9 protein-coding genes are annotated in these 13134 nt (G+C 54.7%); 6 read left to right on the top strand and 3 right to left on the bottom strand.

Annotation, left to right across the window (positions count from 1 at the left end; translation table 11 throughout):
- Positions 1-55 precede the first annotated feature (55 nt).
- The 3 genes from KB213_RS01020 (at position 56) to KB213_RS13175 (ending at position 2471) form a co-directional block, all read left to right on the top strand.
- Positions 56-964, top strand: coding sequence for a UDP-2,3-diacylglucosamine diphosphatase (locus tag KB213_RS01020; protein ID WP_211680070.1), 909 nt, complete (start codon positions 56-58; stop codon positions 962-964).
- Positions 961-2001, top strand: coding sequence for a glycosyltransferase family 4 protein (locus tag KB213_RS01015; RefSeq protein ID WP_346266642.1), 1041 nt, complete (start codon positions 961-963; stop codon positions 1999-2001). Before KB213_RS01020 ends, KB213_RS01015 begins: the two co-directional genes overlap by 4 nt.
- 179 nt (positions 2002-2180) lie before the next feature.
- On the top strand, positions 2181-2471 hold the full coding sequence (locus KB213_RS13175; protein WP_408903697.1) for a CPBP family glutamic-type intramembrane protease: 291 nt from the start codon (positions 2181-2183) through the stop codon (positions 2469-2471).
- Positions 2472-2510: 39 nt separating this feature from the next.
- On the opposite strand, the gene KB213_RS01005 is transcribed toward KB213_RS13175, so the two are convergent.
- Together KB213_RS01005 and KB213_RS01000 are read right to left on the bottom strand one after the other, a co-directional pair.
- Positions 2511-4841: a DUF3772 domain-containing protein gene (locus tag KB213_RS01005; RefSeq protein WP_211680064.1), complete on the bottom strand. Its 2331-nt coding sequence runs from the start codon at positions 4839-4841 to the stop codon at positions 2511-2513.
- Between the two features lie 17 nt (positions 4842-4858).
- Positions 4859-7801, bottom strand: coding sequence for an ATP-dependent DNA helicase (locus KB213_RS01000; protein WP_211680061.1), 2943 nt, complete (start codon positions 7799-7801; stop codon positions 4859-4861).
- Between the two features lie 179 nt (positions 7802-7980).
- Here KB213_RS01000 and KB213_RS00995 point away from each other — a divergent pair, with 179 nt between their 5' ends.
- The 3 genes from KB213_RS00995 to KB213_RS00985 are packed head-to-tail and all read left to right on the top strand — an operon-like array spanning position 7981 to position 12409.
- Positions 7981-9600, top strand: a complete 1620-nt coding sequence (locus KB213_RS00995; RefSeq protein WP_211680058.1) for a lysine--tRNA ligase — start codon at positions 7981-7983, stop codon at positions 9598-9600.
- 5 nt (positions 9601-9605) lie between these two features.
- Complete coding sequence (locus KB213_RS00990) at positions 9606-11714, top strand: lysylphosphatidylglycerol synthase domain-containing protein (RefSeq protein ID WP_211680055.1); 2109 nt, start codon at positions 9606-9608, stop codon at positions 11712-11714.
- Positions 11711-12409, top strand: a complete 699-nt coding sequence (locus KB213_RS00985; protein ID WP_211680052.1) for a MarC family protein — start codon at positions 11711-11713, stop codon at positions 12407-12409. Before KB213_RS00990 ends, KB213_RS00985 begins: the two co-directional genes overlap by 4 nt.
- 19 nt (positions 12410-12428) lie before the next feature.
- On the opposite strand, the gene thpR is transcribed toward KB213_RS00985, so the two are convergent.
- Complete coding sequence (thpR, locus tag KB213_RS00980; RefSeq protein ID WP_211680049.1) at positions 12429-12995, bottom strand: RNA 2',3'-cyclic phosphodiesterase; 567 nt, start codon at positions 12993-12995, stop codon at positions 12429-12431.
- Positions 12996-13134 lie beyond the last annotated feature (139 nt).

Genomic DNA, 13134 nt, shown 5'->3' with positions numbered 1-13134 from the left:
GAATCGTTTAAGACAGAACACGTCCTAGGACTGTAATAGCGAGGGGGCGGGTCCCATGCGTTTCACAGTGGAAAGTTCCGAGCCGACGTCTTATCGATCGGTTTTTATTTCGGACATTCATATGGGTACACGAGGAAGTCGTGTTGCTCTGACAACTGACTTCTTACGTACTATTACGTGTGAACGCCTTTACCTTGTTGGTGATATTATTGACGGGTGGAGACTTCGTCGTGCGTGGTATTGGGATGAGGCGCATGATGAATTTTTGCGTCTTATCTTGCGGTTGGCACGTAATGGCACCGAAGTCATTTATATCCCCGGTAACCATGACGAGATGCTTCGTAATTGGCTCTCGATGGAATTAAAAATTGCTTCTATCCGTTTGGTGCCAAAGGCTGAGCATATTGCTGCGGATGGGCGTAAATATCTGGTCATTCATGGCGATGAGTTTGATAGTATCGTCCGTTGTTATCCGCTTTTGGCGGTGTTGGGCGATCATGCTTATACGGCGGCGCTGTTCCTTAATCGTTGGATTAATGTCGCGCGTCGTAAGTTGGGTTTGCCGTATCGCTCATTCTCTGCATGGGCCAAAAAGCGCGTGAAAAGTGCGGTTAAAGCGATTGATCGTTTTGAAATGGCGCTGGCGCGTGAAGCGAAGCAAATTGGCGCAGATGGTGTAATCTGTGGACATATTCATACGGCTGAAATCCGCGATATTGGCGGTGTGACGTATATGAACACTGGGGATTGGGTGGAAAGCTGCACCGCTCTGGTGGAAAAATGGGATGGCCAGTTTGAGCTCGTGGACTGGACTGCACGGATGCATGAGTCTTGGAAGACCACGTTGTCTGAGATTAATAAGCCTGCTGGTGCGCTTGGGGATGATTTGAAGCCTGTGCTGGCGCAGATGATGCAGCAGGGTATGGCATCTGAGACCACGATTGAAGCAAAGCAAACAGCGTGACAGAGACACCTCGCGTTTTACGACGTATTTTGATTGCTACGGATGCGTGGCACCCTCAGGTCAATGGCGTTGTGCGCACAATGTCCATCGTGGTGGAAGAACTGCGTAAGCGCGGCCATGAGGTGCGTGTTGTGGGGCCAGATCAGTTCCACACGGTGCCGTGCCCGACTTACCCGGAGATTCGTTTGGCGACGCGGCCGGGTGGGAAGTTCGCGCAGATTATGCGGGAGTTCCGTCCTGAAGTTTTGCACATCGTTACAGAAGGGCCTATTGGCTGGGCCGCTTGGCGCTGGGCACGCAAGAAGGGTGTGCCGTTTACGACCTCTTATCACACGCGTTTTCCGGAATATGTGCAGGCACGGATTAAGTTTGGCTTGAACCTGTCTTATCGGTTGCTGCGGCATTTTCACAATGCGGCCTCGGCGACTTTGGTGGCCACGGCAAGCTTGCGGGAAGATTTGGAAGGGCGTGGCTTTACGCGTTTAAGCCCGTGGACGCGCGGGGTTAATCTGGAGCGTTTTGCGCCGGAGCCGCGTTGTGATTGGAAAGCACGACTTGGCGTGTCAGGTCCGATCTTTATCTATGTCGGGCGCGTTGCGGTGGAGAAGAATATCGAGGCGTTCTTGTCGCTCGATTTACCCGGCACGAAGGTAGTTGTGGGCGATGGTCCGCAGCGCCCGGCTTTGGAACAGAAATTCCCTCAGGCGTTTTTTACAGGGCGTTTGGATGAGGGGGAGCTGTCAGCTGCTTATGCGGGGGGGGACGTTTTTGTGTTCCCAAGTGTGACGGATACATTTGGTCTTGTGCTGTTGGAGGCATTGGCTAGTGGCACGCCGTGTGCTGCATACGACGTGACGGGGCCGCGCGATATTCTTGCAGGGACGAATGGGCGCATTGGTTCTGTTGGGTCCGATTTGAAAGCTGCGTGTTTGGCTGCGCTGAAGGCGGACCGGGCGGAATGTCGGAAACATGCTGAGCGCTTTACGTGGGAAGCCTGTACGGATTTGTTTGAGGATGTGTTGCAGCCGTTTTTTTGAGGGCTAGTTGTTGAGATCTTGTGGTTGTTGGAAAAGTTACCCTGAAGAGTGCGTGTGAGCACCGAGGTGGTTTCATTTGGCATATGCCAGGGTAACGGATATTAACATTTCTAGATCATTATGATTATAGTTGGCGCATTTTTATGGGACTAGGGCCATTCAAGTGCGCGTAAAAAGCTATGTTAATGTCCTACGTAGGTACAAAAAATCGGCTAATTTTCAAAAATTCTCCAGTTTTTCCAATCATCATATCAGGAATAATATTTGGCATAAATCATTATTATAGTTCGGTATATGTGGTATTCATGATATTTGTCGGTTTTTTGTGGGCATATGGATATGAAAATAGAATAAAATCACAGAATAACCCTTTCTTATCGATTTTTTTAGTTCATTCAATTACGAATTCGTTTTCTATTTTGGCTTTATTTTTAATGCAGCATCATTCTTTTCAGTGGAAAAGCATGTAATGGTGCCTCTCCACTGAATGATTTGGGGTAGTATAAATATTAAACCGTCGTCAGCTTAACATATTCCTCACGGAAGCGGCGGAAGATGCCGAACAGCACGGCATCTTGGACCTTGCTGGCATCTTTGGGAGTGCTGAGGCGGACGGTCATGACCATGGTGACGGTGGCATCGCCCAAGGCATTGATGCGGACAGTTGGTGCAGGGTCAGCGAGGACTTCGTCACGCTCGGCGGCGATTTCGATGAGTTTCATGCGCACGGCATCAAGGTCACAGGATGTTGGGACATTGAAGGTCATGGACAATGCGCTGGTTGCACCGGAGAAGGTGGCGTTTTTTACGCTGGATGTGATGAATTGTGAGTTCGGCACGATCACCGTTGAGCCGTCGCTCAGGTTCAGTTCTGTGGCGCGAATGCTGATGCGTTTGACATCGCCACGATTGCCGGAAATTTCGACCACGTCACCAATACGTACCGGGCGCTCTGCGAGGAGAATAATGCCGGAGACGAAGTTCTGGACGATAGACTGAAGGCCAAAACCAATACCGACTGAGAGGGCGCTGACCACCCATGTTAGGTTTTGAACGGACAGGCCAGCGAGGCTGAGTTCAAACAGTCCCACTAAAATCCACGAACAATAGGTGAAAATGGAGGTGATCGAATTGCGTGCGCCGATATCGAGGCGTGTTGTGGGGAGAAAGCGATCGCGGATCCACTGGCGGACTTGCTGGATTAGGTAAGAGGCCGCGAAGAAAATGAGGATAATGGTGAGGATCGTGCCGAGGGAGACATGCACGCCGCCAATGGTATTGCCGACAAAGAGTAGGCGCAGACGTTCACCGACATCACCGGGGTTAGCGCTGCCGCTGGTTTGTGCGGTGGAGACGAGGAGAAAAAAGAGAAACAGATTGCCTAGTCCGGAGAGCAGGACCGTCAGTTGTTGGAGGCGGCGTTCTGGCAGGCCAAGTCCGCTGAGATGTCGGCCAATGCGGCCTTCTGGGTTAAGCAATTGCTCAAGCGCGTGACGCCAGAAGAGAGCGAGTAGCCCGGTGGTGAGGAGGGCCGTGCCGAGTGTGAGCAGCCAGCCGATGAGGAAAAATGCGGTTGGCGTATGGCGCAGAAGAATGGCGGCGCTGCTGAGGATAAAGGTGAGCACCATGAGGCCGAGTAAGGACGGTGCGAAGCTGTTTGTGCCTTCGATAGCGCGGAGTTTACGGAAGATCAGGATCGCAGTGATGTTGACGCTTAATACAAACAGAATTTCAAGGACAATGAGCAGTGTTGGCCCAAAGACGTCTTGTTCAAGGGCGGTGCGTAGAATGTTAAGCGTCACGATTGCGATGGCGAGTGCACCATCGACTTTGCGCAGGAGTGCGGCGAGGTCCGGGTGGTGTTGGGCGAGGGGGCTATGACGCCCGGTGAGTGCGTGGCCTGTGCCGATAATAAAGCCGCAGAAAGGCAATGTCTGGGCGAGTGTGAGCGCGAAGATATTACCATCAAGTGCGGCGCCGCCGGGGAGAAGTGCTATGAGTATAGCCCAGAGAAGGCCCGCAACGATGGCACCGACCAATCCGCCAAGGAAGGTCACGAAGATACCGCCGCGGAGAGATGTCCCAATCGTTGGGGTTTCCTCGTCTTCTGAGATGGCTGGTTTGCGTAGGGCAATACGTAGGATGGCAGGAATAATGAGAGGCGTGATGAGGAATGTGGCGAGGAGGCTGCCCAGTAGTGTTCCCCAATATTTTAATGTACCGCCTTTATGGAAGGAGCCGTGATTTTCGGCGTTTTCGGATGCGAGGCTTGCCCAAAAATGGGGGTTGAGCGGAGACGGGACAGGCTCCCATAGGGTGGCGTGGTGCAGGCGCATACGGCGGGCATTAAGTGTGGCGATGAGCTGTTGGGCTTGGAGTGCGTACAGCTTGGCGCGCATTAGCGATGTTTGCACCGCTTGGGCGTTGCTGAGAAGGGCGGCGCGCTGGGTTGTTATGGCGCTATCTTCATGGTCTGCGGCTTTAGGGCCGAGGATTTTAAGATAAGATTGGGTGATGTCATCAAAGGATTGAAGCTGGTCAATCGTACCACGCATGGTTTGTTGTGTGGTTTGCGCTTGGTGGATGAGCGCATCTAAGGTGGTGTTGTCAGGGTTGGTGCTCGCTTGGTTGAGGCTATTATTGATGCTTTGCAGATCATGTGCGCCGTCATCCAGATCGTGAAGGATGGACGTTGAGATATTCCGCCAGTCTTGCCCGACGATGGTGAGGTTCGGGGCAGCCCTGAGGGTCGAGATGGATGCACAAAGCGTGATGATGACGAGGAGGCACAACGGTAATACGCGCCGGTGAGAGAGGGTGGATTGTGGAAGGAGCGGCATTGGCGTTGTGTCCTGCGTTAAGAAGCGTCGGGTGATGGGCTGAAGAATGTTTGAATATCAGTCAATGTATCGGCAAGGCTGAGGCGATGCACAGTCACACCTGCGGGAAAAGCCGTTAAGAGGCGTGATGGCATACGTCGATCTAAGATCACGAAGACACCGCGATCTGTGCCATGTCGTATTAAGCGGCCAAACGCTTGGCGAAGTTTCATACGGGTTAGGCGGTCATCATAATCGCTTGGGTGTCCATCGGCCAGAACACGGCGGCGTTCGCGGTGGAGAATATCGGGGCGGGGCCATGGGGTTTTCTCGAACACGACCATGCGGAGTGCTTCCCCCGGAACATCCACACCATCGCGCATGGCATCGGTGCCGAGTAGGCACGAATGCACTTCTGTACGGAAAATATCGACTAAGGTGGCGTTGTCCATTGCATCCACATGCTGCGCGTAGAGCGGTATGCCTTGCTCTTCGAGGCGCTCATGAATGCGTTGGTGGACATCACGCAGGCGTTTGATTGCGGTGAATAGGCCGAGTGCGCCGCCGCCTGATGCTTCGAATAGGGCTTGAAAGGCCCATGCGAGAGATGCCGGTTCGGTCGAGACATCCGTAACAACATAGGCGCGGGTTTGGTTGGCGTAATCAAACGGGCTGAGGACCGAGGCGCGGATGGGCGGTTTAATGAAATGCGTGGCCCCAAGGCGTAGTTCTGCCGCTTGCCAGTCACGCGTGCCGTCTTGATCAAAGGCAGTGCCGCTTTGATCCCGCAGTGTGGCGGAGGTGAGGAGTAGGCCGTGTGCCGCTGTTTGTATGGCTGAGGCAAAAGGAATGGTCGGGTCCAGCCAGTGTCTGTGTAGGCCGACATCATGCGTGCCGCCGCCGGAGCGGTTGCGCGGTAAGGGTTCGGTGCGGATGAAGTCCACATATTGCGGGGCGTGTGTGTTGGGTTCTGGCGGGTGACAAACGGCGTCAAGCATGCCGATCCACCCGCTGACGCGGAGTGTGGCGCGGCGGTAGAGGCTGCGGATCATCGCCTCAATGCGTTGGCGCGTGCCGGAATCCATTTCGGGGTCATCGTCGAGTTGGGCGGCGAGTTGATTGCTGAGATGTTGGAGGGGGCGTTTGAGGGTGTGGAGCGCGGCGGAGAGGGTTTGAGCGGTGTCGAGAATGCCGGGTTCTGCGGGGAAAAGGTCACATTCTGAGGGCGGGTAAGGGTTGTTGGCGCGTTCTTGTGTGTGGCGGCGGTTGCGGAGTTGTGCGTTGAGGGCGCGGAGGAAGGCTTCAGACGGATTATTCTCATGCGGGGTGGCGGGCAGGATGCCACTGAGCAGGTCATCTTGTTCGGGATCAACGGGCGGCTCCGTCGTGCTGGAAGGGTTCAGGCGTTCGCTCCATCCCGGTGCGGGCAGCGCGTGTGCAGCCGCTAGGACGGCATGTACGGGGCCATCAAGAGTTGGGACGCGCTCTAATAAATCTTCAATACGGCGCAGTAATCCACGTGCGCGGGAGCGGCTGCCTTCAGCACCTAAAAGCCACCGGCGGAGCTCAGCGGCTTCGAGGCCGCAGAGGACCGTTGAAAAAGCACTATCGGCGGCGTCTGGAACGTGATGTCCTTCGTCAAAAACATAGCGTGATGGGGTGCTGTCTTCATCGGGGATGCCTTCTGGGGTGGCGGCGTTCCATGAGGCTTGCGCCATGATGAGGGCATGGTTGGCGACGACAAGGTCTGCGTGTTTTGCGCGGCGGATACCATGTTCGACAAAGCACGTTTGGTAATGCGGGCATGAGGCGTGAATGCACTCACCGCGCCGGTCTGCGATGCTGTGTAGGATGCCTTGCCCAAAGACCTCCCCGAACCATCCGGGCAGATCTCCGCCCATGAGGTCCCCGTCTTGGCTGGCTTCAGCCCAACGGGCGATGAGGGCAAGGGGGAGTAGGTTCTTGCCGCCATCGGGGGATGAGGCGGCGCGTGCGGTGGTGGCGTTGAGCATATCCTCCATATTCAGCAGGCAGAGGTAGTTTTCGCGTCCTTTACGCACCACAACTTTGTTTCGGCGTGTGGCTTTGTCGGGGTAGAGGCGGTGGAGTTCTTTCTCTAATTGCTTTTGAAGGTGCCGGGTATAGGTGCTGAGCCAGACTGCGCCGTCATTTCGCTCGGCCCAGAGGCTCGCTGGAGCAATATAGCCAAGGGTTTTTCCGGTGCCTGTCCCCGCTTCTGCGAGGACGACATTGGGCGTGCCAACGGCCTCACGGGGTTCAAAGGCTGCTGTGGCAACGGAGGAGAAATCGGCTTGTCCGGGCCGGATCTCGGCTTGTGCGCCTAGGATGTCACGGAGGCGTTCACGCGCGGCGAGGGGATCAACGGGGTGAGCGCTGGGTGGTGGGCGTTGAGCCTCATCTTCCCATTTGGGGAGGCGGCGCCAAATACGAATCGCGTCATGAGCATGGCCGGACGTATGATTGGCGGCGCCAAGAACATGGCTGACCTCATGGCTCCAGACCCAGCCTGAGCGTGTGAGTGGCACGAGGAGGGCGCGTAATGTGTTGCCCTCTTGTGTTTGGGCTTTTGCGTGGAGCTGGTCGAGCAAGATTTCGCATAAGCGCGGTAAGAAATCGGCCCCGATGGTGGCGGGGGGCTCAATCTCTAATGCAAGGGCCATGCCGCGTGGCGTTGGGGCGACCGTGCGTGCGGGGTGCACGAATAGAAATAACTCCAGCAGGTCAAACCATGGGACGGGCTGTGTATGCGGCGGCAAGCCGAGGGCACGCATGGCGCTTGGGCCATGGATGAGCAGTGGTGGTGAGAGGCTGAGGAGGTGGGCGCGTGTCTCGGTAACGGTAAGAGAAAGGAGTTCTCCATCCGGGGTAAGCAAGGAAGAATGGCCACGTCGTGCGATGAGGGCGGGGGCATCGAACGGTGAAAGATGAGCGGGTGGAGTATGGGAGACAGGCGTGGACATTGTTGGGAGTTTACCCTGAGGGGCAGAACACTGCGAGTGAAAAGCAGAACGGATCGTGAATAATGCGACGATTTGAGAAAAATGACGCGTTTTGATACCTTAGAAAGGGAACTAAATGCTGTGTTACTCTGCGTATTGCTTGACCGGAGAAACGTGGCTCCCTACCTTTTGGGGTAATCATGGAAAAGCAGAACTCTTCTACAACCCCCCGCCCCGCTGCGTCCGCGCCGCTCCCGAAAGCATGGCCTTTTGAGGAGGCCCGCAAGATTGCCGAGCATGTTGGCAAACGTGATGCGGATAAACCTGCATTGCTGGAGACGGGCTATGGCCCCTCAGGCTTGCCGCATATTGGTACGTTTGGCGAAGTTGCCCGTACGACATGGGTGCGTAAAGCCTATGAAGCGCTGACAGGCCGCCCGACGCGTCTTTTGGCGTTTTCGGATGATATGGATGCCTTGCGTAAGGTGCCAACCAATGTGCCGCAGCAAGAGATGTTGGCGAAGCATTTGGGCTTACCGTTGACGCGGATTCCTGACCCATTTGGCGAGTATGATAGTTTTGCCGCGCATAATAACGCGCGTTTGCGTCAGTTCCTCGACAGCTTTGGTTTCCAATACGAATTTGCATCCGCCACAGATTATTACACGAATGGCACTTTTGATGCGGCGCTGCGCCGTATGTTGGAAGTGCATGATGAAGTCGTTGCAACCATTATTCCAACCCTAGGCCCAGACCGTCGGGCGACGTATTCTCCTGTTTTGCCGATCCACCCAGAAACAGGGCAGGTCATGCAGGTGCCCATCATTAAGGTGGACCCTGATGCGGGGACCGTGGTGTGGGACGATGAAAGCGGTAAGCGCTTTGAGACGTCTGTGCTTGGTGGTCAGGCCAAGATGCAGTGGAAAGCGGACTGGGCCATGCGCTGGTATGCGCTGGGCGTTGATTACGAAATGTCCGGCAAGGATTTGATCGACAGTGTGCGTCTGTCCTCCAAAATTTGCCGTATTTTGGGTAAAGAGCCGCCGGCTGGTCTGACTTATGAACTGTTCTTGGATGCACAAGGGCAGAAGATTAGTAAGTCTAAGGGCAATGGTTTGTCCGTTGAGGAATGGCTGCGTTATGGTACGCCGGAAAGCTTGGCGCAGTATATGTTCCAACAGCCGACCCGTGCGAAGCGTCTGTTCTTTGATGTCATTCCGCGAGCGACAGATGATTACCTGACCTTGGTGGGTAAGGCTGGGCAGCAAGAAGGCGATGACCTCAAGGCGAACCCGGTTTGGTCCATTCATGGCGGGACTATTCGCCCGGAAGATACTAGCCCCGTCTCCTACACGGCGCTGTTGAACCTCGCGAATGTGGCGAATGCGCGTGATACGGACACGTTGTGGAAGTTCTTGCGCCGTTATGATCCGACCCTGTCACCTGAGACGCATCCTTATGTGGATCGGTTGGTTGGTTGTGCGTTAACGTATTTCACTGAGCAAGTTTCACCGAATAAGACGTATCGTGATCCGACGGACCGCGAACGCCGTGGCCTTGAAGATTTGGCGGATGAGTTGGCCAAGTTGGATGTCTCTACACCGCCAGTGGCTGTGCAGGATGTCGTCTTTGAGGTGGGTAAGCGTTACTTTGAGAAGTCTGAACTGCGGTCGTGGTTTGGTTGCCTTTACGAGGTGCTTCTGGGCCAGAGCGAGGGGCCGCGTTTTGGTATTTTCGCGTCGTTGTTCGGTTTAAAAGAAACGGTTGAGTTGATCCGTACTGCGCTGGCGCGTCCGTCCAGCGAGGGTGAGCAGGGTTAAGGCCTATGAGCAAGTCCGCTGACGAGGCGTGGTCGGTGACGCCGGCAGCACCAGAGGAACCGGACTTGGTGTGTGAGGGGGAGGAATGTGTTGCCCCCCCTCGGTGGCGGCGCCTTTTGGCGCGGGCTCCGGCATTGGTTGGTGTGGTACTGCTTGTTGCCGCTGTGACGGTGATTTGGCGTGAGTTAAAGCACTTATCGCTGAAGGATATTGGTCATAGCCTTGCGGCAATACCGCACCATGCGTTGGTGGCAGGCGCTGCTGCGACGTTTTTGTCGTATTTCGTGTTATCGTTTTACGATTATTTGGCCTGTGTTCATGTGCGGGCTGATGTGTCGTATCGGCGGTCGGCCTTTGCGGCATTTTGCTCTTATGTTTTGTCCCATAATCTAGGTTGTGCTGCGATTTCTGGGGCGGCGGTACGCTTTCGTTTATACCGTAGCTGGGGCGTTGCACCGGGACAGATTGCGCAGATTATAGGTTTTTGTTCTGCGACGTATTTGCTCGGAACATGTGCGTTAATTGGCTCGATTTTTCTGCTTGAGCCGCATGCTGTGCCCTCCTTCATTCATATGCCTGCGCCTGTTTTGCAGGCTATTGGTGTGGGATGCTGGCTGGTTTTAGGTGTGTATTTGGTGCTGTCCCGTTTGGGGCGGGCCGTGACTATTCGTGGTCATGTGATTGAAGTGCCGCGTACGCGTATTGCTTTCTCTCAGATTGTTGTGAGTGCTGCGGATATGGCCGCGACCGCGCTGATTGCGTATGCGGTTTTGCCGCACCTTCCGCCGCAAGCTCATTTCGGCTTTGGGACGTTTTTGGCCATTTATATTGCTTCTTACACGGCAGGTTTGATGGCGAATGTACCCGGTGGGTTGGGTGTGTTCGATGGTGCGATGATTTTTGCGCTACGACCATATTTGCCGGTTGCAGAGATTATGGGCGCCATTTTGGTGTTCCGTTTGTTTTACTACATCATTCCGCTGGTGATGGCGGGTTTGATGTTCGCTGGGCATGAGTTGTTCTTGCGGGGTGAGCAAGCACTTGTTTCAGCTGGGCAAATTCGCCAGCGGATGCGTCCCAGTCAGGTTCTGTTGGAATCTGAGGCCGATTTCTCTGTGGCGGTTGCTTCTGGGGTGCAGGCGACCATTGGTGTCGTGTTGGTTGTCTATACTTTATGGGCGCGCTTGCCGCCGTTGCACGGGGTATTTTGGGCGGCTGTTGTTCAGTTGTCGGGCTTGTCGTTGACGGTGATGGGGGTTGCGCTTTTGGGGCTGGCTTTGGGGCTTCAACAGCGTGTGGCCTTGGCGTGGAAAGTGTCCACAGGCGTTCTGTTGGCCTCTATTGTGTTATTGCTGTTACGTGGTGCGCCTGTACTGGCTGTGCTGGGGCCAATTATGGCGTTGGTTTTGTTGCTGCCGTTCCGAAATTGTTATTATCGGCGGGCTCATTTGCTCTCTGCGCCGTTGACGCCTTTCATGCTCGCGCCGGTCACATTGTGGGTGTTGGGTCTTGTGGGGGTCGCATGGGTGGCGATGGAGCGTCATTTGGGGCCAATCTGGTGGCGCGCTATGATTTATGATGCTCATACGGCTGTTGGGCGTTGGTTTCTGGCGTTGTCGGCTGTGTGTGGTCTGGTGGCATTGCGGGTTGGGATGCGCCGTGCGCGGATACGTTTCGAAGACTGGACGCAAGATAACGAGGCTCTTTATCGTAATTTGCCACGTGCCCTACAGGAGTTCACGCCGCGCCGTCCTAATGGTTTATTATTGGATGAAGCTGGGAAAGCGGCCATTCCCTTCCTGCGGGCAGGTCAATTTATCATTGGTTTAGGGGACCCTGCTGGCGCAGAGCGGAATGCGATTGCTGCCATTTGGCGTTTGAGGGATTTTGCGCTGCAAGAAGGCAAGCATTTGGCTTTTGTGCAGGTCGGTCCCTCTTTGATGGCCGTTTATAATGATTTAGGTTTGACTGTTTGCCCCTCAGGGGAGCGCGGTGCTATATGTTGCCTTACTGAGGACTACCGCCGTGTTAAAGCTTTTCTCATGGGAGAAGAGCGTTTGGCGCGCCGTCGAGCCGCTCGGTCGGATGATTTTGCGCGCGCGGTTCAATCGTGACTTTGTCTTCTAGTTTTGCAGATGCGGTAACAGCTTGGCTCATCGCATTCCCGGCATTGTTTTCAATCATTAATCCTTTTGGCGCCTCCTTGATTTTTGCGCAGGCGACAGAAGGGCGGGAACGGCGTGATGTGCTCGTTCTTGCGCGCTCAGTCGCTCTCAATTCGCTGATTATTCTGTTGGTATCATTGTTGGGAGGGCGCTGGATCCTCCACTTTTTTGGTATCAGCATGGATGCTTTGCGTGTAACTGGCGGTTTGGTGGTGGTTGCGCGTGCATGGGTGATGTTGCAGCAGCCAAAAGCAAATGAAGAGCGGAAAGAACGTCAAGCCTTGCAAGGTGGACGGACGGCATCTGCGTTGGATTTGCGGGAACGGGCTTTTTTCCCATTGGCGATGCCTTTTACGGTGGGGCCGGGGAGTATTTCCGTTGCAATTGCACTGAGTACATCACGGCCGGATGCCATGCCTGAGATGCATTATCTCATCGGTATTTCTGTGGCGGCAACGGCCATGGCGTTGTTGATAGCCGTTTTATATTCGTATGCTGAGCGCGTTGTGTCGTTCTTAGGTGTGACAGGTGCGCGGATTGTGAGCCGTTTGGCGGCTTTGATCTTGCTGGCGATTGGTGTGCAGATTTTAGCGTCTGGGGTTTCAGGCTTCGTTACCGCTGCGGTGCGTCAGGCGCTACATTAACGCCTGACGTTTGGGCGTTTTAGTCTTCGTACTCTGGGACTAGTGGCATGTCAGGGCACCAAGCATATTCGGCTTGTGGGACATAGGTATGCTGGCCAAAGCCTTTGAGGCTTTCAAAGAGCGTGACGTGTTGCACGTTCATGGGGGCGCTGCGGAAGAGATTATGCGCTTGCACCCAGCGTGCAGCTTCTTCGCGGCGTGAAGAACTGAGGTGACCAAGGGCAATCTCTGGGTGAAAGCGTTTACGTAGAGTTGTGCACCCTGCGCGGCGAAGGTGTTTTTCGATATTGGCTTGAAGGTTGGTCAGTGCATCGCTGCGCTCAACATGAATGGTGAGCGTATCGTTGGTTGTATTTTCGCGCAGTCCAGCACCGAGAAGAGAAAGATCAAATGGCTCCCATGATAAGCGTGAGAGAGCGAGGTCTATATCTTCTTGATCTGTGCGGGCAGAGACTTCACCAATGAAGCGTAAGGTGAGGTGGTAATTATCTTTAGGAATCCACTGAACATTGGGGAGTGATCCACGCAGGAGGGCGAGTTCCTCACGCAGGGCGTCGGAAAGGTCGAGGGCGACGAAAAGTCTCACAGTGGCGCTCCCTGAAAGGCTATAACCGCAAAAAGACGGTTTATGGATGCAGGATTTCTTGACGATGATCAGAAAAACCCCACATTCATAGAGTGTACCGGCGAGCCAGCAGGGTTCGTCAAGCGCCCTTGTGTTACGA

The sequence above is a fragment of the Neokomagataea anthophila genome (assembly GCF_018122595.1).
In the GTDB taxonomy this organism is placed as follows: Bacteria; Pseudomonadota; Alphaproteobacteria; order Acetobacterales; family Acetobacteraceae; genus Gluconobacter; species Gluconobacter anthophilus.
This window is presented reverse-complemented; position numbering and strand designations above follow the sequence as displayed.